20 protein-coding genes are annotated in these 22001 nt (G+C 69.4%); 9 read left to right on the top strand and 11 right to left on the bottom strand.

The window, feature by feature from the left end:
- Positions 1-115 precede the first annotated feature (115 nt).
- Entirely contained in the window at positions 116-922 is an 807-nt protein-coding gene (locus tag OXG79_02345) for an SDR family oxidoreductase (GenBank protein MCY3782605.1), read from the bottom strand.
- 96 nt (positions 923-1018) lie between these two features.
- On the opposite strand from OXG79_02345, the gene OXG79_02340 reads away from it, so the two are divergent.
- From OXG79_02340 to OXG79_02325, 4 genes are all read left to right on the top strand, one after another.
- Positions 1019-1906, top strand: coding sequence for a hypothetical protein (locus OXG79_02340; GenBank protein ID MCY3782604.1), 888 nt, complete (start codon positions 1019-1021; stop codon positions 1904-1906).
- Between the two features lie 6 nt (positions 1907-1912).
- A complete protein-coding gene (gene nadD / locus OXG79_02335; GenBank protein MCY3782603.1) occupies positions 1913-2533 on the top strand; it encodes a nicotinate (nicotinamide) nucleotide adenylyltransferase in 621 nt (206 codons plus the stop codon).
- A gap of 62 nt (positions 2534-2595) precedes the next feature.
- Positions 2596-2913, top strand: coding sequence for a ribosome silencing factor (rsfS, locus tag OXG79_02330; GenBank protein MCY3782602.1), 318 nt, complete (start codon positions 2596-2598; stop codon positions 2911-2913).
- A gap of 14 nt (positions 2914-2927) precedes the next feature.
- The gene (locus OXG79_02325) at positions 2928-3101 is read left to right on the top strand and encodes a hypothetical protein (protein ID MCY3782601.1); all 174 of its coding nucleotides are present in this window, start codon (positions 2928-2930) and stop codon (positions 3099-3101) included.
- A gap of 178 nt (positions 3102-3279) precedes the next feature.
- Here OXG79_02325 and OXG79_02320 read toward each other — a convergent pair whose 3' ends face one another.
- The 4 genes from OXG79_02320 to OXG79_02305 form a co-directional block, all read right to left on the bottom strand.
- A complete protein-coding gene (locus OXG79_02320) occupies positions 3280-5607 on the bottom strand; it encodes a Smr/MutS family protein (GenBank protein ID MCY3782600.1) in 2328 nt (775 codons plus the stop codon).
- Between the two features lie 76 nt (positions 5608-5683).
- Positions 5684-5998 carry a DUF4389 domain-containing protein gene (locus tag OXG79_02315; protein MCY3782599.1) on the bottom strand — a complete coding sequence of 105 codons (315 nt, stop codon included), beginning with the start codon at positions 5996-5998 and terminating at the stop codon, positions 5684-5686.
- An 89-nt stretch (positions 5999-6087) separates the two neighbouring features.
- On the bottom strand, positions 6088-6720 hold the full coding sequence (locus tag OXG79_02310; protein MCY3782598.1) for an LON peptidase substrate-binding domain-containing protein: 633 nt from the start codon (positions 6718-6720) through the stop codon (positions 6088-6090).
- A 63-nt stretch (positions 6721-6783) separates the two neighbouring features.
- Positions 6784-9645 carry a hypothetical protein gene (locus OXG79_02305; GenBank protein ID MCY3782597.1) on the bottom strand — a complete coding sequence of 954 codons (2862 nt, stop codon included), beginning with the start codon at positions 9643-9645 and terminating at the stop codon, positions 6784-6786.
- A gap of 744 nt (positions 9646-10389) precedes the next feature.
- On the opposite strand from OXG79_02305, the gene OXG79_02300 reads away from it, so the two are divergent.
- From OXG79_02300 to OXG79_02285, 4 genes are read left to right on the top strand one after another with little or no spacing between them, the layout of a single operon-like run.
- Positions 10390-11283: an ABC transporter ATP-binding protein gene (locus OXG79_02300; protein ID MCY3782596.1), complete on the top strand. Its 894-nt coding sequence runs from the start codon at positions 10390-10392 to the stop codon at positions 11281-11283.
- Positions 11280-12098, top strand: coding sequence for an ABC transporter permease subunit (locus tag OXG79_02295; protein ID MCY3782595.1), 819 nt, complete (start codon positions 11280-11282; stop codon positions 12096-12098). The genes OXG79_02300 and OXG79_02295 overlap by 4 nt, the downstream gene beginning before the upstream one ends.
- A 9-nt stretch (positions 12099-12107) precedes the next feature.
- Positions 12108-12257: a hypothetical protein gene (locus OXG79_02290; protein MCY3782594.1), complete on the top strand. Its 150-nt coding sequence runs from the start codon at positions 12108-12110 to the stop codon at positions 12255-12257.
- Between the two features lie 18 nt (positions 12258-12275).
- On the top strand, positions 12276-12608 hold the full coding sequence (locus OXG79_02285; GenBank protein ID MCY3782593.1) for a redoxin domain-containing protein: 333 nt from the start codon (positions 12276-12278) through the stop codon (positions 12606-12608).
- A 224-nt stretch (positions 12609-12832) separates the two neighbouring features.
- On the opposite strand, the gene OXG79_02280 is transcribed toward OXG79_02285, so the two are convergent.
- Positions 12833-13696, bottom strand: a complete 864-nt coding sequence (locus OXG79_02280; GenBank protein ID MCY3782592.1) for an acetoacetate decarboxylase family protein — start codon at positions 13694-13696, stop codon at positions 12833-12835.
- Positions 13697-13785: 89 nt separating this feature from the next.
- Between OXG79_02280 and pckA the strand changes: the two genes are divergently transcribed.
- Complete coding sequence (pckA, locus tag OXG79_02275; GenBank protein MCY3782591.1) at positions 13786-15393, top strand: phosphoenolpyruvate carboxykinase (ATP); 1608 nt, start codon at positions 13786-13788, stop codon at positions 15391-15393.
- A gap of 288 nt (positions 15394-15681) precedes the next feature.
- Here pckA and OXG79_02270 read toward each other — a convergent pair whose 3' ends face one another.
- The 5 genes from OXG79_02270 to OXG79_02250 all read right to left on the bottom strand — a co-directional run bounded on the left by OXG79_02270 (position 15682) and on the right by OXG79_02250 (position 21860).
- Positions 15682-16275, bottom strand: a complete 594-nt coding sequence (locus OXG79_02270; GenBank protein ID MCY3782590.1) for a YIP1 family protein — start codon at positions 16273-16275, stop codon at positions 15682-15684.
- Between the two features lie 36 nt (positions 16276-16311).
- Complete coding sequence (locus OXG79_02265) at positions 16312-18885, bottom strand: vitamin B12-dependent ribonucleotide reductase (protein ID MCY3782589.1); 2574 nt, start codon at positions 18883-18885, stop codon at positions 16312-16314.
- Between the two features lie 180 nt (positions 18886-19065).
- Positions 19066-19398 (bottom strand): hypothetical protein, encoded by a 333-nt coding sequence (locus tag OXG79_02260; GenBank protein MCY3782588.1) that lies wholly within the window; start codon positions 19396-19398, stop codon positions 19066-19068.
- A 341-nt stretch (positions 19399-19739) separates the two neighbouring features.
- Positions 19740-20393, bottom strand: a complete 654-nt coding sequence (locus OXG79_02255) for a TrkA family potassium uptake protein (protein MCY3782587.1) — start codon at positions 20391-20393, stop codon at positions 19740-19742.
- A 21-nt stretch (positions 20394-20414) separates the two neighbouring features.
- A complete protein-coding gene (locus OXG79_02250) occupies positions 20415-21860 on the bottom strand; it encodes a Trk family potassium uptake protein (GenBank protein ID MCY3782586.1) in 1446 nt (481 codons plus the stop codon).
- Positions 21861-22001: the final 141 nt, after the last annotated feature.

Raw genomic sequence — 22001 nt, 5'->3', positions numbered from 1 at the left:
CCCGCGGCATCGTCACATGGTCAAGCCCCCCGACCGGCCGGGAAGCGGCCGGCGTCGATTTCGGGGCATAGCATAACCACTTGGCGGACGGCGTGCGGCGCCGGCCCGGTCGGGGCTAGCCGGCGAGGTTTTCGCCGCCGTCGACACCGATGACGTTGCCCGAAATCCAGCTCGTTTCGCGCAGCGCCAGAGCCGCGATGGCCTGCGCGACGTCCTCGGTTCGGGTCAACCTTCCACCGGGATTGGCCCGTTGGGCGTTGGCCACCAGCTCCTCGTGCCCCGGGATCTTGCGCAGCGCGGGAGTGTCCGTCACGCCGGCGCGCAGCGCGTTCACCGTCACCTGCCGCGGGGCCAATTCCACGGCCAGCCGGCGCACGTGCGCTTCAAGGACGGCCTTGGCCGCGCCCACGGCGCCGTATCCCGGCCAGATGCGGTCGGAGCCGGCGCTGGTCATCGCCAGAATGCGGGAGCCGTCGCCCAGCAAGTCCCGCGCCGCCAGGTCCTGGGTCCAATACACCAGGGAGTTCGCCATCACGTCCAGGGTCATTTCCAGCTGCCGCGACGATATCCCGGGCTCGCCGTCCTCGCCGACGAAGGGCCGCAGCGTGCCGAAGGCCAGCGAGTGCAGCACCACGCGCACCGGCGGCTGATGCGCCGTCAGCTCGGGCGCGACCTCGTCCAGCACCCGCGCGCGCGCATCGGCGTCGGCGGCGTTCACGTTGAAGAACCTGGCCTGGCCTCCGGCGGCCTCGATGTCGTCGCGCACGGCATCGGCGAGGTGCTGGGTGTTGCGGCGGTCGAGATGCACGCCCACCACGTTCATGCCGCAGCGCGCCAGGTGTCGCGCCGTGGTGGCGCCGAATCCGCTGGACGCTCCCAGGATGAGAGCCCAACCCTCCAGCCGCAGGGCTTCGGTGGCCATGTGCGCTCCGCGAGTCTCGCTGTGCTGCCCGCCGCATCGTAGCGCGGTTGACGCGACGCCGGTCTGGACGCAGATTCGATAGCTATGGATCGCCCCGTGCGCGTCGCTGTGGTGGGCGAAGGCCCCGTGGCGGGGCGCTACGCCGTTGCCGCGGCGACCGTGGCGGACGCGGAGCTCGTCCAGCCCTCGAAGGCCCAAGCGCTCGTCGTTGCCGAGGCCGCAGCTCTGCCGGAGCCGGCGTCAACCGGCCTCCCCATGCTCATCGATCCCAGTGCGCTGGTGTCGCTCGGCGCCACCCCCGCGTCGCGGGCGGCGCTGCGCGCGATGCCGACGCCGGCACTGGCCGCGTTGTCCTGGCGAAGCGCTCCCGTCGTGCGCCTGGCGCGACGGCTGCTCCCAACGCCCAAGTTCATGCATGCGCACGTCACGATGCCGGGCGTCGACTCTCTGCCCGCGGCGGCCTTCCACACGCTCGATATCCTGACGCACCTGATGGGTCGGCCGCCGAATCGCGTGTACGCCGAATCCGGGCCTGGGACGTCAACCGATCCCGGCGTGCCATCGACCGTGGCCGGCACGCTGGAGTTTGGTCCGAATGGCAGCGCCGCATTCGCGGTCAGCCGACTGGATGGGCCTGACGAGGGGCTCGCGGCCGTCGTGCAGCTCACCGACGGCCGGCGAATGGTGATGCTGACGGAGGGCTTCACCACGGCCGCGCTCGACGGCTTCAACGACGCCGAGATCGACGCGGCGGACACGAAGCACGCATTCCGGGCGGTGGGGAATTCGCAAGTGGTGACGGCGGATTGGCGTCCTTCCGACGGCCGTTCCGACGCGGTGCGCGACCTGGTGCAGACGGTCCGCACCGGCCAGGCGACCCCGGAGACGCCCAACCTTTCCGGCGCGCTGCGCACGGCGGCGCTCGTGCGCGCCGCGCTTGCGACGGTGGGCAGCGGCCGGCCGCGCCAGCTGGTCGTGCGGTAGCGGACTATGCGCATCGGACTCTTCGGCGGCACCTTCGACCCCGTGCACTGCGGGCACCTGGCCGTGGCGCGGCAGGTCAAGGACGCCTGGGCGCTCGACCGCGTCTGGCTCATCCCCGCCGCCCGTTCCCCGTTTCGCGGCGCGCCGCACGCGTCCGCCGACCATCGCCTCGCCATGTGCCGCCTGGCGGTGCGGGATTGCTCATGGCTGGAGGCTCGGGACCTGGAGCTGTCGCGACCCGCTCCTTCCTACACCATTGACACCCTGCGAACGCTCACCAAGGCCCATCCGGACGCAGTGTTCACGCTCATCGTCGGGACGGACGCCTTGGAGGCCATGGCGGCATGGCGCGACACGGATGCCATCTTCGCCATCAGCGAAGTGGTCGCGGTGGCTCGGACCGGCTACGCCGCGGAGCTGCCCGACGACCTGCTCCACGACCATCCCGCGGCCGCGACGCGGGTTCGCATCCTCCACGACGCGGCCAGCGACATCGCGGCGTCGGACGTGCGGCGGCGCATCGCGGCTGAGGAGTCGCTCGAAGGCCTCGTGCCCGGCGCGGTGGCCGACTACATTCAACGACACGGGCTCTACGCGAATGGGGACGCCGCCGAGGGTCGGATATAATCGCGGCACCTCATGATGCCTGAGCACTGCGCACGCTGATCCCGCTCGAGCGCGCGCGCCGTGTGGTCGAGGTGTTGGCGGAAAGGGGCGCCACGGATGTTGCCCTCTTGGACCTGCGCGGGCTCACGATCATTGCCGACTACTTCGTCGTGTGCACCGCCGGCAGCACCGTCCAGATGCGCGCCATCCGCGATGCCCTCGACCGCGAACCCGTTCCCCCGTCCGCATCGCATCCGCAATTCGAGGGTGAAGTGACGGACGGGTGGCTGCTCGCCGACTTTGGGGGCGTGGTGGTTCACGTCTTCGCCCCCGAGGCGCGGGCGTACTATCGGCTGGACGAGCTCTGGAGCGACGCCCCCGTCGTGGCTCGCTTGCAGTAGGCGCGGGAGGGCGCATGTCGCGAGGATTCGGCACCGGACTCGGCATGGGGCTGGTGGTGGGCGGCGCCCTGGGCGTGACCGCGTCGGTCCTGGCCTTCGCCGCGCGCCATCAATCGGTGCGCCGCGCCCTCGCACGCTGGCTCCTGCGCCGCGAGCCCAAGGTCGAGTTCGAGATCCTGCAGCAGTAGCGCCGCTTCCGCTCGTGGTGGATTTCGGGCGGGTTTGAGACCTGTCCCTACAGACCAACCCGTTCGTGGTGAGCCCTCCGGCAGGCTCAGGACAGGCTCTGTCGAACCACGCACGACGCCCTTCGACTTCGCTCAGGGCGAACGGAGGTGGGTTTGCTGAGCGCGGGCGCGCCGGTCGTTAGCCGCCGGCCAGCGCGACGACGGTGACGCCGGCGCCGCCCGCGGTGGGATCCGCGTCGGAGAGGTCCAGCACGCTTGGATGGTCGCCCACGTGGCTGCGGATTGCTCGGCGCAACGTCCCGGTGCCGACCCCATGGACCACCCGCAGGGCGGACGCGCCGTGCAGCACGGCGGCGTCTAGGGCCAGGTCCACCTGTTCCAAGGCGTCGACCACGCGCTCGCCGCGTACGTGGACCTCGGCTGGGAGCGCCGAACCGCGTCGGCGCGCCCGCGGTCGGGGTCGGGGCTGCGGCGCGAGCACCTCCTGCACGTGCGCTCGCGGCACTCGGGCGCGCACGTTGCCCGCGCCGATCACTGCCTCGGTGTCTTCCACCGCCACCACCACCGCCTCGCGGCTGTAGCCCTCCACGCGCACCCGGTCCCCTTCCCGAATCTCGAGCAGGGGCGCCGCGCGCGGCAGCTCGGCCGGCGGACTCGCCGCATCGAGCTTCGCTTCGAGATTCCGCATGCGCTGGCGGGCGACATCGGTCGAGGCGCCGGGCGTCTGCCGCGCCGCCTGCTCGGCCTGCCGCAGCGCGGCGCGAGTTTTCCGCAGCAGCGCGCGAGCCTCGCGCCGGGCATCGCCCACCACGCGCTCACGCTCGGCGTCGACACCCGCCAATCGCTCGTCGAGGTCGTGCTGCGCCGCGGTGAGCCGTGCGAACTCGTCGGCCACGGTTGCCCGAGCCTCCGACAGCTCCCGTCGTTCGTGCTGCAGCGCGCCGATCAACCCCTCAACGTCGCGAAACTCCGCCGAGAGCTTGGCCCGCGCGGCCTCGACGATCTCCGCATCGAGCCCCAACCCGGTGGCGATGTCGAAGGCATTGCTGCGACCGGGCACGTCCATCAGCAGGCGATAGGTCGGACGCAGGGTGGCGGCATCGAAGTCCACGCTGGCGTTTCGGGCGCGCGGGTGCCGGTGGGCGAACAGCTTGAGCTCGGGATGATGCGTGGTCACCACCGCCACGGCCCCGGCGTCGAGCAGCCGTTCGAGGATGGCTTGGCCCAGCGCCGCGCCCTCGGTGGGATCCGTGCCCGCGCCAAGCTCGTCGGTCAGCACCAGCGCGCGCGGTCCCGCCGCACGCACCATCGCCACCAAGTTGCGCATGTGCGAGGCGAAGGTGCTGAGACTTTGCTCGATGCTCTGCTCGTCGCCGATATCCGCCAGCACGGGGTCGTAGACCGCAAGCCGCGCGCCGGCGGCCGGCACGTGCAGGCCGCAGGCCGCCATCAGGTGCAGCAGCCCCACCGTCTTCAGCGCCACGGTCTTGCCGCCGGTGTTCGGACCGGTGATCACGATCGCCTGCGATCCGCCGGCTGGAATCTCGATGTCGATGGGTACGACGTCGCCTTCCAGCAGGGGGTGCCGCGCCTCCTTCAGTTGGAACCCCGCGTCCGGCGCGATGCTTGGCTCCACGGCCTCGTGCGCATCCGCGAACCGGGCCAGCGCCAGCAGGCCGTCGAGCACCCCCAGGCCGTCGACTCCCGCCACGATTTCGTGCCTCAGCGCGCCGACGTCGGCGCTCAGCGCCCGCAGAATCCGGTCGATCTCGTGTCGCTCGGCCGCCTCGAGCTCCCGCACGCGATTGTTGGCCGGCACGGCCGCCAGCGGCTCCATGTACACCGTGGCGCCACTGGCGGAGGTGTCGTGCACGATGCCGGGGAAGCTGCCCTGGTGCTCCTGCTTGACCGGCACCACCTGGCGCCCCGCGCGCTCGGTGATGAGGGCTTCCTGCAGCACGCCGCGCGCGGCGGGCGACCGGAGCTGCTGCTGCATGATCGCGTGCACTGCCGCCGTGGCCTGACGCAGCTGGCGGCGCAGCGATTGCAGTTCAGGCGAGGCCGCGTCGGCGACCCGGCCTTGCTCGTCGAACGTCGCGTCGATGCGCGAGCCCAGCTCGGGGTGGTCCGCCAGCGGCGCGACGATGCGCCAGAGCGCCGGCGCGTCCGCGCGGTGGGTCTCCACGGTGCGTCGGGTCAGGCGCACCGCGCGAAGCTGCGCGGCCACGGCCTGCAAGTCCGTGGGGCTGAGGCGCGATCCTCGGGCGGCCGCATCGGCCGCCGCGCGAACGTCCTGCGCGCCGCCGACGCTGAATCCAGGCGCCTCGCCCAGCAGCCAGCGCGCCTGGGCGGTGGCCGTCAGCCGGGCGCGCGCCTCGGCATGATCGGTGGTCGGTCGGAGCGCGCGGACATGGGCGCGACCCGGCTCGAATCCGGCATACGTGCTGGCCTGCGCCAGGATCTCGGGCAGCTCAAGACGGTCGGCGGACAGATCGGACGCAAGCATGGACGCGAGCGGCGTCCCCGCGCGAACACGGGGCAGCCGGTTAGGCGGACGGGCCTAGGTCAGGGTAGCGCCTGCCCTAATCCTGCAGCCGGAACGGCGGGTACTCGTCGACGATCGAGAGGAACCAGGCGCTCGTGCGCAGATTCCAGCGCAGCACGCCGACCTGGAAGTCGAAGAGCCCCCGCGGATACCAGCCGGTGATGATGATGGCGACGTAACCCACCAGTTGGGCCAACACCGCCACGATCGACAGGAAGTAAAGCACGATGAGGTGCGGGAGGAGCAATAGCCCCTTGATCAGGAAGGTCAGTCCGCAGAAGGCGAGCAATCGCGAGCTGCGCTCCGGGTACTCGGCGGTGATGTTCACCGGATAGGGGGATGGATTGACCATGCGTCAGCCCTCGCTTCGTTGCGGTGCCCGTTCACAAGGCACGATGCGGCCAGTGTAGAGGCGGTGACCATGGCGCGGATGCCCACGGCCTAATTCAGGCGCGAGTTCTGCCGCGTCTCCAATAGCTCCCTGAGGTCGCGCAGCAACCGCTGCATCAGCTTGGCCTCGCGGGCCAGCAGCTCCTCCACGCTCGGCGATTCGAGTAGGTTCTGGCGGGTGCTGGCGGTGGCCGGCAGGGCGGACGCGGTGAAATAGGCGAAGCGCTCCGGATCGCGCGGCAGTTCCTCGTGGGTGCCGAACGCGCCCTGCAGCTCCAGCGTGAGCCGCAGCGCCTGGCGGTAGTCCTCGCGCACGCTAGCCGCCAGCGATGCCGTATTGCGCGGATCCGTCACTGGCATCGCGTCCAATGTCACCGACGCCGTCAGGTGCGGCTCCTGCTGCTCCAGCGCATCGATGCGAAAGCGCTGCTCGCCCACCGCCTCGATGTTCATGCGGCCATCGGGCAGCGTCTCGTGCTGCGTGATGCGCGCGGTGGTCCCCACCGGATGCGGCTCCGCCGGCCCGCCAACCTCATCTCCGGAGCGGATCAGCGCCACGCCGAACGGGCGCTCCTCGTCGATGCAGGCTCGAATCATCACGCGGTACCGCGGCTCGAAGATATGCAGCGGCAGCCGCATGTGCGGAAACAGCACCGTGTGGAGGGGAAACAGGTCCAACTGCATGGTTGAGTCTAGCGACCCTGGGCGGCGACCGGCCCGCAGCGAAGCGCGATCGAGTGCCGCGCCTTAGGGCTTGACCGCTGGCTCCGCGTCGACTCCTCGCGCGTCGTCGTAGACGAACACGGTCACGTCACCGGTCTCCGATATCTCGATCTGCAGCAGGGGAATGACGGCGATGTCCTCCTGCGCCACGTAGGTGCCTCGATCCACCTCCTGGATCAGCCGCAGGGACAGCATCCAGATCCCCTCGCCAACGCCGTCGCCCGCGGATGCGACATCGGTCGCCTGACCGCGCTCACCGACCGCCAGACGGGGTGTCCGTGGGTCGAAGACGTACTGGTAGGTGGTCACGTCCCGCCGTGGCGCCATCTGGCCGGCGAACCACTGCGCGACGACGGGCGTGCGGCCGTCCGGCTCAAGCTCGGTGGGGATCGCCCAGGGCGACTCCTCGCCGGCGAGGAGTTGCCAGTCTTGCCCACTCCACTGGTCCGGGGCGAGGTCGTCGATCGTCACCGTGAAGGTGAGCCGGCCATCGGTCGTGCCAACGTCGGACACCTGCACGCCGACCGGCGATGGCTCTGGCGACTGCATGCTGGCGGGCGGCGCCATGATCGGCGCAACGGCCCCGTTGGGCGCGTACACCGCGATGCCATCCTGCGCATTCCACCAGATGGGTTGCCGGCCCTCGGGCGGCAGCATCCACGGCTCGACGGACAGCGGCAGGACTACGAGGTCCGACACTCGGTCGCCGAGTGGTTCGGAGGGCCACGGCGTGAGCAAATACAGCACACGCGGATCAATGTCGCCGAGCAATCGAGCGTGGGCGAGCGCCGCCGCCACGCGATGCTGCGCTGGCGACGCGAATTCGGCGGGAAAGTAGGCCGACGCGGACGCGGGCACCGCCTGACGCAGCGCCTCGAACGACGCCGGCGCGGGTACCGCCGCCAGGTCCACGAACGCCGGCCGCACGCGGTAGAGCGCCTCGCCCTCGCTGCGAATCAGCGGCTCGAACAGCCGCGGGTCATTGAGCCAACCTGCGGCCTGATCCGTCAGCTCGGCGATCCACGCATCCGTGGCATGCACGTAGGCAATGCTCAGCCGGCGCAGGGCCGTTGGCTCGAGATGGCGTACGGCGTCAAGATACTCAGGGCCCGGTTTCGTGTCGAAGTGGAGATGCCCGATGAACCCGGCCCCGCTCGGGCGGCCGGTGGCGAATGCCACGGCCGTATAGGGCGGCTCGATCGTCAACACGCGCGCATCCACGGGCGTGTGGTTCCGGATATAGGTCGCGATTTGGTCGGATGGGAAACGGCTGTCGAGCGAATATCGCCCCTGCATCCACTCGCGAGGCTCGCGGGCAGCATTCGCCACCTCGGTTCCCTGCGAGACCGCTCCGCCCAGGTGGCGCAGAGGCCCCGCGATCGTCGGCCAGACAACCAGGGCGATCAGCAGCCCGCTTGCGACATAGCGCCACCGCTGTGGCAAGCGCGCCAGGCGGACGCTCAGCGCCAGCAGCAGAGCTGCCAACGCCAGGTTGCGGGCGTGTCCCGCCAAGCGACCGGTGTCATGGGACGCCGGTGGACGGTCCAGCACCATGTAGGCGACCGCCAGCACGCCGGTTCCGATGGCCAGCGTGAGCACCAAGCGGTCGCGGCGAGCCAGCAGCACGGCGGCGCCCGCCAAGACCACCGGCCCCACGCCCAGCAGACCCACTCCGCCGGGCCGTGAGTCCAGTTGGCCCAAGAGTTGCCCGCCCTGTTGGTGCGCGTTCCACGCCAAGGCCAAGCTCGGTGACGCGTCACCCCAAAGAGTCCCGGCAAGCACTCCGCCACTGCCGAGCAGCAGGAGAACGGCGAGCGCGGGTCCGGCTCCGGACCGGAGGACGACGCCCGGGGCCAACATCCCGACGCGTTTGCCGCGGCTGAGGCTCACCGCGTTCAATCCGGTCCATAGCGCCAGCGCCACCGGGGCCAGCGTCGTCGTCAAGAGGCCGACGAAGCCAACCAACCCTGCGAGCGTCAGCTCGCCTCGCCACGACCCGTCGGTCGCCCGCGAGGCCCGCTCCAGCACGACAAGGACCAGCGCGTAGGCCAGGAGAAACCCAGGCTTCCAGATGTTGGCAAGCGCCGTTTCGCGAAACTCCCAGACGTAGACGGCCCATGAAAGATCCACCGACGGCCAATAGATGTCTGCCAAGGAAGTGCGCAGGCCGGCTGCCGGTAGGCCCACGGGGACCGGGGCCGTCACGAGGCCGTCGCCCACCCAGGTGAAGGTCCAGGCGCCGGCGGCGAGCAACAGCGGAGCGGTGACCGTCGCGGCGAATCTCGACGAGCGCTGCCACAGCATCGTCGTAACCACCAAGGCGAAGCTCGCCCAGGCGTAGGCGCCCAGCAGCTCGGTCACGAACGCCAAATCGGGCCCAACCGGCGGCGTAAGCAGCCCGGCCAACAGCGGCACCCCGTGGTGATAGAACACCGGCGTCCCAGGGTTCCAGGACAGCTCCGGCGGAAAGATGCCGGCGCGGATCGAGGCCGCCAGCCCCAGACGAACTCCCGGATCAGGAATGGACAGCAACTGCCGGCTGGCCAGCGCGATCCACAGCAGCACCAGCAAGGCCACGGCAAACCCCGCCGCCACCCGCGGTTGCGGCCAAATGGGGTGGGGCGCACGCCACACCAGCACCGCGCCAATCGCCAGCACGACGCCCCAACCCACGATCGCGCCGGCAAGCCCAGGGACGGCGTACATGACGAAGTTGACGATCAGACCCCAGAGCGCCAGGCCGACCACCAGACCCTGCGCCAGGGCGACGCGCTCGTCGGCCTGCCGCAACGCCAGCCGGACGACGACGTATCCAACGGCGGCCAGCACGATCAACTCGGCCGCCAGGAGTAGCAGGCCCTGAACTACCGTTGGATCAACGGTCACTCATACAACCTGGGGTTGGTCCCAATTTCGCCCGGCAACTCCGCGCATGCGTTGGCGTCCGAACGGCGTGCTGGGCAGCGAACCCGCACCAACTGCTTGGCGCGCTGCCACCGCGGTGCTATCCAGATCTGGCTCCGGCTCGCCTCGCGATGGCTGTTCGGTCGCCTTGCCTCGGACTCGGGGATGGGTGCCTAAGGGCAAAGAGGCCGCGTGAGGCCTGAGCATGCGGCAGACCAGCTTGCCCCATCATTTCTGGTGGCCTTGGTCGAAGGATGCGAGAGGGCTGTTTCAATAGTACTGCAAGTGCACCTGCGCACGCCCTCGGTCGGACCCCAGCTCAGGCATCTGCGTGATCGCCCGGTGACGGCGTCGGCCGCGCCCGAATCTCGCCGGCGATCGGCCTGTCCAGCGCAATGGCCGTCCAGTCCGAGTACCGGGCAAATTGCTCTCGGTCGCACCTGGTGTGGCCGCCGTATGGCGGAGGCGATCCGCGGTGGAACGGCGCTATTGGTGGTGCGGCTCGGGAGCGGCCCTCGGACTCTTGGGCAACTCGGAAGCGCCGCGGCGGCGCTCCAGGCTGGGCTGATCCGCCAGCGGGGTGCGCTATGGCTCCGTGGGGAACTTCCAATCGAGTAGGGGTGGCGCCTGGTGTCCGGTCCGGCTACGGCTGCACGTCGCAGCGGCGCCGTGTAGAGTCGCCTTCGGACTACGCCGCCACCGGCCTGATCGAGGGACTCGCCGCCCATGACCGACGCGCCGCCCATCGTCACCGAGGCGCTGTCGAAGTCCTATGGCAGCGTGCGGGCGCTGACCGATCTGTCGCTCACCGTGGAGCGCGGGGAGATCTTCGGCTTCCTGGGACCCAACGGCGCCGGCAAGACCACCACGGCCCGTCTGCTGCTGGGCTTGATGCGGCCCACCAGCGGCTCGGCGCGCATCTTCGGCACGGACGTGCATGCGGAGGGTCCCGCGGCCCGGCGCTCCGTGAGCTACCAGCCCAGCGCCGATGCGCTCTATGAGTCCACGCGGGTGGCGGCCTACCTGCGGGCCTTCGCGCGCATGGGCGGCGTGCCGGTGCACCGCACCGATGAGCTGATCGAGCGGCTGGACCTCGACACCTCGCGCCGGATAAAGGCCCTCTCGACCGGCAACCGGCAGAAGGTGGCCATCGTCCGCGCGCTCCAGGCGGACGTGCCGCTCTATCTCCTAGACGAGCCTACGCGCGGCCTCGACCCGCTGGTGCAGCAGGAGTTTGGCCGCATCCTGGCCGAATACCGCGATGAGGGCCGCACCATTTTCCTCTCCACCCACATCCTGTCCGAAGCCGAGCATCTGTGTGACCGCGTGGGTCTCCTGCGCGAGGGGCGGCTCGTGGCCGTGGAGCGCGTGGACGTGCTGACCGAAAGCCGGGTGCGACGCTTCCACGCCCGTTTCGCGGGACCGACGCCCACCGATGACGATCTCGAGGGCGCCGCGGTGGTGTCACGCACCGACGCCGAGATCAGCTTCGAAGTCACCGGGTCCGTGGACCGGGTGATCAAGACGCTGGCGCGCTTTGAGGTCGCCGACCTCACCGTCGACGAGCCCAGTCTCGAAGACGCGTTTCTGCGCTACTACGACCAGCAGGCCGCGACGTGACGCTTCACCTGCTGCTGCACACCCTGCGGCATCGGCGTCTGGCCATCTTCTGGTTCACCGTGGGGCTGTTCATTCTCGCGCTCCTGGTTATGGCGCTCTGGCCATCGTCGCGCGACCTGGATCTCGACGCGTTCCTCGAAACCATGCCGGAAGCGGCCCGTGCCGCCTTCCTGGGCCGGGGCTTCGACAGTCCCGCCATCGAGCAGAGCGCCTTCCTCCAATATCTCGGCTCGCAGCTCACCACCTGGTTGCCGATTCTCGCCGCCTACTTCGGCATGTGGGCCGGCGGCGGCACGATTGCCCGGGCTTACGGCCGCCACACCCTCGACGTCTTGCTGGCCCAGCCGATCACACGCGAGCGGTTTCTGCTCACGCGGCTGTCGGCGGTGGCGCTGGGCGCCGCGATCATCGTCGCCGGCTCGATGGTCGGTCTGCTGCTCGGCGTGGCCGCCTGGGCCGGCGACACGCCCATTCCCACCGGCGACATCGTTCTGGTGCACGTGCAGCTCTGGCTGATCGCCATGGCTTGCGCGGGAATTGCCGCGGTGGTGGCCACGGTGCTGCTCGAGCCGGGCCGCACCTACGGCGTCAGCGCGCTCATCGTCGTGGCGATGTATGTGATCTACCTGGTTGCCGAGGTGGTCGAACCGCTGGAGTGGCTGGGCTACGTGTCGCTGTTTCGCTACTGGCGGCCCCTCGAGCAATTCGCCACCGGGGAGTTCGCCTGGACGGAAGCGGTGGTGCTGGCGGCAGCCGCCGTCGTCGCTACCGGCCTGGCGGTCGTACTATTTCGACGCCGGGACATCGTGACGTAGGAGCTCGAAATGCCGCGCGCCAAGGGCTCGACGACACTCACCATCGGCGAACCTGCGCCCGATTTCCACGCCCATATCGCCGGAACCGGCAAGCGCACCGTCTTGCAGGATTTTGCCGACCGCTGGCTCTACCTGGTCTTTCTGCGGCATGTCTGGTGACTGAGCTGCCATGGCTACATGGCGCGGCTCGAGGTCGAGCTGGACGAGTGGACGAGGCGGGACGTGGCTGTGGCCTTCGTCTTTGCGCAGGGCCTCAAGGTTGTCGACGCCTTCGCCGAGCGTGAAGCGCTTCCGTTCCCGGTGCTGGTCGATCCCGAGCGGCGAATGGTCCGCGACTACGGCGTCTACGTCCGCATCAACTTCGAGTCGTGGAACATGGCGCGGCCCTCCGTGGTCCTCATTGATCCCACCGGCATCGTGCGTGAGGTGTTCGTGGGGCGGCACTCGCTCGAGTGGCCGGAGAGCAAGGATCTTTGGGCGCTGATGGAGCGTCACGAGGCCGACGGCTAGCGCGGAGTCCGCGGGATCCGAACCGCGCGGAAGAGGCCCCGCGGACGCGGCGGATGCAGCGATGCCGGCGGTTCGCGTCGCTCTCGCAGGCGGCGATGGCAGGGGATTACGCCCAGCCTGCCGGGGCGACGACGCAGCCACCGCGCGCGGGACCTCCTCACACGGTACGTGAGGATACCATACAAATACCGAACAGGCGAACGCGGCGACGTGCGGGAAGGGGGCTACGTTGAGTCCGTCATTCCCGGGCCCCCGTCCCACGGCTCCTGCAGAAAGTCCCGATCAACAACCCCAAAGTCCTCGGTGAAATCGGACTCCGCGTAGAACGCCCCCGTGAACTCCCGCGGCTGCAGCCCCATCACGTCGAACACCGGCGACGGGCGGAATTCGACAACCCCGTCGCCCGCGCGGCTGACGTGGACCACAGTGTCCGCACCCTGGCGACCGCCGGACACCAGCTGCAGCACGTCCAGCCCGTTGCCGTCGGCGCGGGGAATCACCTTGAGACGCCACATCGGCGTCAGGTTGGGCAGATCGGCGGGCTCGCACGGCAGGTAAGCCGTCGAGCGCACGGCGGCGATATCCACCCCGCCGACCGAGGCGGTGGTGGCCATCACCCGCTCCGCCTGCTCCACGCGCATGTCGGCCCAGACCTTGGGGGTGCCCCAAATCTCGCGGCCCGCCGGAATGCTCCCGCGCGAGTTCACGTACTGCACCACGACGTAGTAGCCCGAACGTCCCTCGAATTGGCAGCCCGCCGCGACGACGATGGCCTGAAACGCGCCGTAGTGGCTCGACCACGGCGCGTCCACGCCAATGGCGGCGCAGGCGCCGTCGGGCGCCGGCGTCAGGCACTCGGGCAGCAGATCGGCCACGCGGCCTGGGTCCGCGCGGAACAGCACCGTCTGCGCGCGCATCCCGCGATAGCGCGCGGGCGGACGCGGAAAGTAGGGCGACGACGGGGGCATCCCGTCGATCCGGCTCAGGGGAATCGGCATGCACGGGCTCCCGTCGAACGCGCCGCCCCGCATTGTGGCCAGCGCCTCATCCAGCGGCAACCGTCGCCGCGCGGCGCGAATCTGTACCATCGGTGGGCCGGGCGGTAGCTTCGTCCGGTTGTGGCGCACGGCCCTGGGGGCCGATGGGGCGCCCGCCACCGAACTCAGGAGGCCGCTTCGTGTCGGATGCAGATAACGACCCTCGATCGGGCTCGCTGGCCGCGCTCGGGATCACGAATCACGGGCAGGTCTTCTGGGATCTCCCCACGAGCCAGCTCTACGAGCACGCCGTGCGCGCGGGCGAAGGCGAAATCGCGCATCTGGGCCCCTTGGTGGTGCGAACCGTTCCCCACACCGGGCGGTCGCCAAATGACAAGTTGGTCGTGCGCGACGCGGAGCGCGCGGACGCCGTGTGGTGGGGCAATCACAACAAGCCGCTCGATCCCGAGCGCTTCGATGGGCTCTTCGGGCGGCTCCGCGCCTACATGCAGGGTCGCAATCTCTACGTGCAGAACTGCTTCGCCGGCGCCGATCCCCGCTACCGGCTCTCGGTGCGGGTGATCAACGAGTTGGCCTGGCACAACCTCTTCGCGCGCAACCTCTTCATCGTCCCCACCGCCGACGAGCTTGCCGACCACGAGCCGGAATTCACCGTCATCGACATGCCGGGCTTTCAGGCAAACCCGGACGAGGATGGCACCAACTCCGGCACGTTCATCGTGGTCAATTTCGCCGCGCGGCTCATCATCATCGGCGGCACGGCCTACGGCGGGGAGATGAAGAAATCCATCTTCACCATCCTCAACTACCTGCTGCCGCAGCGCGGCGTGCTGTCGATGCACTGCTCGGCCAACGTCGGTGCCGAAGGCGACGTGGCGCTGTTCTTCGGCCTCTCGGGCACCGGCAAGACCACGCTATCGACCGATCCCGAGCGTCCCTTGATCGGCGACGACGAGCATGGCTGGAGCGACACGGGCATCTTCAACTTCGAGGGCGGCTGCTACGCCAAGACCATCCGCCTGTCCGCCGAGAACGAGCCGGAGATTTACCAGACCACGCGGCGCTTCGGCACGGTGCTGGAGAACCTTCCGCTCGACCCCGAGTCGCGCCGGCTCGACCTCGATTCGGACGAGATCACCGAGAACACCCGCGGGGCCTATCCCATCTCGCACCTGCAGAACGTGGTCCCCGGCGGCATCGCCGGACATCCCCGTAACATCGTGTTGCTGGCGGCGGACGCGTTCGGCGTCCTGCCGCCGATCTCACGCTTGACCACCGAGCAGGCGATGTATCACTTCCTGCTGGGCTACACCGCGCGCGTGGCCGGCACCGAGCGCGGCGTCACGGACCCGCAGGCGACGTTCAGCGCCTGCTTCGGCGCGCCGTTCCTGCCGCTGCCGCCGCCGACCTACGCGGCGATGCTGGGCGAGCGGCTCGAGCAGCACCAGCCGCGCGTGTGGCTGGTCAACACCGGCTGGCTGGGCGGCCCCGCCGGCGAGAGCGACCGGGTGCAGCTGCCGCACACGCGGGCGATGATCCGCGCCGCGCTCAGCGGCGCCCTGGACGGCGTACCGGATGCCGTCGAGCCGGTCTTCGGGCTGCGCGTGCCCACGGTGTGTCCCGACGTCCCCGGCGACCTGCTGGATTCCCGCGGGCAGTGGGCCGATTCCGCCCGCTACGACGCGCAGGCCGTGCAGCTGGCGCGGCGCATGCGCGAGGCCTTCCAGCCCTTCGCGTCGACCGTGTCGGCGGAGGTGTTGGCGGCGGAGCCTCCGGCGGGTGTCTAAGGCCCGACGCCTCCGCCCTCGCCCCGCGCGCCATTCGAAGCGTTAAGGCCGCGGCCATACCGGCGCAAGCAGGATTCGCGCGAACTATGAAGCGAGAACGAGGCCCAAAGCGCGCGCCTTCCCTGGCTAGACTGGGCGCGCCGGAGTGTGTGCCAGCGGGATCGTTGCGACTCTAGCAGGCGGCCGCCCGATCCCCTGGCCACACTCCGGTACTATACCGCGCCGCGGCATCGCGGGGCTCGCACTGGTCCAGCGCTTAAGGCCGCACTGCCGGGGAGCTGAGGGCGCTCAGGGGATCGCTAGGCCGACGATCGCGGTTGTCATGGCGGTCATGACGAAGAAAGCGATGACGCTGACGACCATCGTCCCGGCGGCCTGGCCATCGGTGAGTCGCATGGACTCGCGGATCGCGATGAAGCCGGTTGCCAACACCCAAAACAGCACGCCGACTTGAATGATGAGTCCAAGGACGGGGATGAACAGCGTCACGCCGAGGACGCTTGGCGTCTGCGCGAATCCGATGGCCCGCGCGACCTCCAGGAACTGCACGTCCTGACTGTCTTGGGCGATCATTCGCGTGCCGACGTACCAGGCGACGACCGACCACGCCAGCCACGCAACGATGGCCAGGATGGGGCCGATGATGAGCAGCAGAATGCCAAAGGACGACCCGCCGTCAGCTTCGGCCGGGATGCCAAGCCACGAGAGGTCCGGCGGTCCGATCTGATCGCTGATGAACGCCGCCAGGGCCGTGATGACGACGACCGCCACCGCCTGGCGCGTCGCCGTGATGTCCGCCGCGACCTCCGCATAGAGACCCCGCTGGAGCTTCGCCGCGCGGACCATTCGATTGACGAGCAGACGCAGCGTCGCGTCGTCCATCGGCCTACGCCGCGGTGCGGCCGCCGCTGGTCGAGGTCAGCCGCAGTCGCTGTAGCCGCATGAGATGCACTTGAGGCATCCCTCCGCCGACACCAGGTGGCTGCTGCCGCAGGAGGGGCAGGCGCCGGCGAACGACATTCCCGCCGCCGCCGACATCGTCGGCTGCGCTTCGGCGTGTCCCATGGCCGCCGGACCTGCCGGCGGGGCCGGCGTGGCGGCGGCAACCGGCACGTGCTCCGACCGGTCGCCCTCCAGCGTCACGCTCGGCGGGGCGTAGGTGCCTTCGCCCTGCAGGTCGACCATCGGCACGTAGCCCTCGGGCTGCGAGCTCATGCGCAGCGCGACGACTTGCGCGATGGCGTCGCCGCACGACAGGACGCGGGTGGGCCCGAATCCGGTTGGCCGGTGACACGTGATGCCGCGCAGGTGGCTGTGGACGACGTCCACGGGCGCGCCCGAGCGCAGCGCCAGCGAGACGAGCCGCCCGATGGCCTCTGTTTGCGCCGCCGCGCACCCGCCGGCCTTGCCCAGCGTGGCGAATAGCTCGAACGGGGACCCCCGCTCATCGTCGTTCACCGTGACGAACAGCGGTCCGCAGCCGGTGCGGATGCGCGTGGTGGTGCCGTGGATCTGGTCCGGGCGCTCGCGTTCCTGCGCCGCAACCATCGGCAGCGGCTCGGGAGCGGCGGCCGGCGGCGCGGGCGCGGGATGCCCGTTGGACGCCTCTGCCGGCGCGGCGGCGTGACCGTTCGTGGCCGCCTCGACCACTGCCGGGGCCTCCTCGGCCGGAGCGTCGTCCCGCCGGGTCTTGTCGCCGGCGTCGCTGGTGGTCAGCACCTGCAAGTCACGGCTGCCGTCGCGATAGACCGTCACGCCCTTGCAGCCCAGGGTGTAGGCGAGGCGATAGCCGCGCTCCACGTCTTCCCGCGTTGCCTCATAGGGGAAATTGATGGTCTTGGACACGGCGTTCTCGGTGTGACGCTGGAACGCCGCTTGCACCCGGATGTGCCAATCCGGCGTCACGTCGTGCGCCGTCACGAAGAGGCGGCGGGCCTCCTCGGGCACCGTCTCCAGCGCCTGCCGCGCCGAGTCCGGCGTGTGCTCGGTGATGCGCAAGCTGCCGTGGTTGTCGGTGATGGCGTCCAGCAGCGCGTCGCTGTAGAACCCGTGCGCGCGGGCATACTGCTCGAACTGCGGATTGACGTAGCGCAGCGAGGTGGCTGCGTTGTCGTCGCCGTCGCGCATCACGTTCTTCCAGAAGATCAGCGCGAAGAGCGGCTCGATGCCGCTGGAGCAGTCCGCGATCATGCTGATCGTGCCGGTGGGCGCGATGGTCGTGACCGTGGCGTTGCGGCGCGGGGCGTGGCCCTGCGAGTCCCAGAGCGAGCCCTCGAAGTTCGGGAACGCGCCGCGCGCCTCGGCCAGCGCCTCGGAGGCGCGCCGGCCTTCGTCGTTGATGCACTGCATCACCCGCTCGCCCAGTTCCTCCGCCTCGGGGCTGTCGTAGGCGATGCCCAGGGTGAAGAGGATGTCCGCCCAGCCCATGATTCCCAGGCCCACGCGGCGGTTGCCGTGCTTGACGATGGCGTCGATGTCCTCAATCGGGAAGTTCGAAGCCTCCACCATGTCGTCCAGGAAGCGGATGGACAGCTGCACGTCGCGGCGCAGCGCGCTCCAGTCGATCGCGGCGCCGTCGGCGGTCAGGTGCTTGGTGAGATTCAGGCTGCCGAGCACGCACGCCTCGTAGGGCAGCAGCGGCTGCTCGCCGCAGGGATTCGTCGTGTCCTGCCGCGCGACCGACGGCGTGGGATTGGTGCGCTCCAGCCGGTCCAGGAAGATCATGCCGGGTTCGCCGTTCAGCCAGGCGCCGTCCACCAGCTTGTGCCAGATGTCGGGCGCGCTGGCGCGGGCGGGCGTCTCGGTGGCCGGGTCCACGTGCGTCGCGCCCGTGCGCGGATTCACCAGGTCGTAGTCCCCGCCGGTTTCGACCGCCGCCATGAAGGCGTCGGTCACGCCAACCGAGATGTTGAAGTTGGCAATCCGCCCGTCGCTGGTCTTGCAGCGAATGAAATCTTCGATGTCGGGGTGATCGACGTTGAGGATGCCCATGTTGGCGCCCCGGCGCGTGCCCCCCTGCTTAATCTCGCCGCAGGAGTAGTCGATCATGGACATGAAGCTCACCGGTCCGCTGGCCACGCCGCCCGAGCTGCGGACGAAGTCGCCGCGCGGCCGGATGCGCGAGAAGTTGAAGCCGGTGCCGCCGCCCGTCTGGTGAATGATGGCGGCGTTCATGTCCGTGGTCTTGATGCTGCGCAGGTCGTCGTCGATCGGCAGCACAAAGCACGCCGCCAGCTGGGCGTAGCCGCCGGGCTTGCCCGCGTTCATCAGGCAGGGGCTGTTGGGCACGAACCGCAGCCCGCGCAGCAGCCCGTACATGTCGTCGAAGAGCTCGCGATGGCTGGCGTCGTCCACCCAGTCCCGCTCACGCTCGATGTCGATCACGCCGCGCGTCACGCGCTCGAAAAACTGGTCGACATCTTCAATGGGATGGTCCACGCGGTCCTTGAGGAAATAGCGCTTTTTCAGCACCGCGAGAGCGTTGTCGGACAAGGCTGGCCAGGCCGCGGCGCTCTGCGGCGTGGTCGGAGCGGTAGCCCTTGTCTCTAGCATCCTTTCCCTCTCCCCCGTTCGACCGGAGACCCTGCTCCGGCGGAAGCGTCGCCCGCTTCCCTGTATTTCATTGTGGACAACAAAGGCGCTGCCTCCGCAGCGCCCCTACCGAATGACGAACTACGCCCGGTGCGGGCGTCGCGGCATGGAAATCCGAAACGTCGGTCCGCTGGCCGCCGAGGGCGCCTCGATCAACGAGCCGTCCTCTTCGACCCCGTGATCCAGTTGGGCGCGGACGTGCGCCAGCCCCTCGCGGACGAGGAAGTCGCGCGCGCCCCACGCGCTCATCGATTCTTCGGGGAACGCCACCGTCATCGAGAAATCCTGCTCATCCCGCCGCAGCCCGAAGAGCACGAGGTCATAGGCCCCGGCCTCCGGAATGAACTCGGCGTAATCGATGAAGAAGGATCGCCCGTCACGCGTTTTGTGCATCTCCCCGATGATCTGAATCATGGTTGCCCCGACGCCCCGGCTGCATGCCCGAGACGAAAACCCACGCCTTTCACTACGCCTACGGCGCGACTGCCCCCCGCGCCGGCCGCAAGATGCGACTCGGTAGGGCGTATGCTACCGCCTTCGGCCAATAGTGCACAACATCTAGGTGCACTAACGCATCGCGACCTATATATGGTGCGTCCACGCTGTGGACATGGTTCTGTCACCAGAAATGGGGAGCGTTTGGTCGAGCACGGTCAGCAACGCTCGTATCGGACTTGAAGCGGCGCCCGTGAGCGCGACTAGGCGCCTAACAGCCCGTCCAGGGCCGTCCACCAGCTATCCACAGGCCTGAGGAATTAATCGTCGCCGGCGCTGGCGTCCACGATCTCCGCGAGCTGGTCGTCGCGACCCACCACCACCAGAACGTCGTCGTCCTGCACCCGGTCGGTCAGCTCCGGCATCACCACCAACTCGTTGCCGCGCTTGATCGCCAGCACGGCGGCGTTGTAGCGCCCGCGCAGGTCCATGCTGGCCAGGGTGCGGCCGGCGAAAGCCGCGGCGGGGATTTGGGCGATGCCCAGGTGCGGCAGCAGCTCGAAATAGTCCATCGCGCGCGGGGCCTCGACGGACTGGGCCAGGCGCACGGCCATCTCCTGCTCGGGGAAGATCACGCGGTCCGCCCCGACCCGCTCCAGGATGGTGCGGTGCACGTCGCTCGACGCCTTGGCAAACACCATCGGCACCTTGAGGTTCTTGAGATGCGTGGTGATCAGCACGCTGGCCTCGACCTCCGCCATGGCCACGATCGCCAGCTGCACGTCCGGCGCCCCGATCTCAAGCAGGACGTCCTCGTCGGTGGCGTCGCCGGTGACCGCGGACTCGATGTCGGGGGCGATGTCTTGCACCTCCCCCTGGTCCTGGTCGATCGCAATCACGTCATGACCCAGGCGCGTGAGGTTGATGGCCAGGTTGCGGCCGAACCGCCCGAGCCCGGTTACGAGAATGTGCATGCGGATACCGCTCGCGGGTGGCTAGCCAACTTTGATCGTTTCTTCCGGAAACCGGATCAACTCGGGCCGCTCGCGCGTCACCAGCGCCTGCGCCAGGGTCAGCGCGCCCAGCCGGCCGACGAACATGGCGATCACGAGCACCGTCTTCGAGACGACCGAGAGGTCGGGCGTGATTCCGGTTGAGTATCCCACTACCGCAAAGGCCGAGATCGACTCAAAGAGGAGGTTGCCCAGTGGGTGGCCCGACTCGCGCTCGGCCACGCTCATCACCAGCGTGGCGAGGAACACGGCCATCGCCGACAGCAGCACCACGGTGAGCGCCCGCGTCACCGAAACCGTGGCGATGGTGCGACCGAACGCCGTGGGTGAGCGGTGTCCTCGAATGTGGGAGACGGCGGCCACGGCCAGCACGCCCACCGTGTTGAGCGTGACGCCGCCGGCCACCGACGCGGAGGCCCCGCCGATGAACATGAGCAACATAATGGCGGTCCACGCGTCCAATCCCAGCGCGCCCAAATCGACCGTCGTCAGGCCCGCGGTGCGGTTGATGGTGTGAAAGGCGGCCGTGACCGTCCGCCCGCCCAGGTCGTCGTCGGCGATGGCGCCGCCAAAGGTCGGCGTGAGGATCCACAAGACCACGAACCCGACCAGCGACACGACGAGCATGGTGGTCAGCACGAGCTTGCTCTCCAGCGAGAGGCGGCGCCACGAGCGCCGGCGCAGTCCGTCGAAGATCACGGTGAATCCCACGCCGCCGAGGACGCTGAGGACGCCAAACGCAGCCAGCACGTTCGTGGCTTCCACCAGCCGGCCCATGCTGGCGGTACCGGGCTCCACGTTGAAACCGGCGTTGGTGAAGGCCGAGATGGCGTGGAAGGCGGACCACCACAGGGGGTTCTCGATGGCCGTGTCGCCGGTCGCGTACCACAGCACGAATCCGAACCCCACGGCCTGGGCGAACAGCGTCAACGCGGCGACGCGCCAGATCAGCCCCAGCAGTCCGCCGGGCTGGTCGAGGCCCAACGGCTGACCGAAGAGCAGATGCTCGCGCGACGAGGTGCGCCGCCCGGCCAGCGTCAGGATCACCACCGCGCCGGTCACGAATCCCAGCGCACCGACCTCGATCAGCACCAGGATCACGCCCTCGCCGAAGGCGGTCCAATGATCCGCGGTGGACACGACGGTCAAACCCGTCACGCACACGGCCGAGGTGGCGGTGAAGAGCGCCGTGATGAGGTCGGTGCCGCCGCTCTCGCTGGCGAAGGGCAGCATCAGCAAGACGGTGCCGACGGTGATCAGGCCCGCAAAGCCCGCGGCCAGGGTCACGCCCGGCCGCGCGGTGCCGGGCGCGCGGGCGCGCTTGCCGCCTTGCAGGCGTTGCGTCGCCCGGCGACGCAGCGTGACCACGCGATCCGACAGCCCCAGGGGCTCGGGGATCCCGGGCGCGCCGCGACGGCTAAGGCTCATCCCACCCCCAAATCCGACGCCGGGTAGCGGCTGTCACGGTCCGCATGATGTCTCGCGCCGGACCATGATGCGCCGTTTAGCGCGCGGCGTCTCTGGAATGCCGGCGAGAGAGGCGTCGGTGGACCGGCTCGTGGCGCGCCG

The sequence above is a fragment of the Chloroflexota bacterium genome (assembly GCA_026706485.1).
In the GTDB taxonomy this organism is placed as follows: Bacteria; Chloroflexota; UBA11872; order UBA11872; family UBA11872; genus JAJECS01.
Note: the sequence above shows the minus strand (reverse complement) of the source record. Positions and strands in the feature narration are given on the sequence as shown.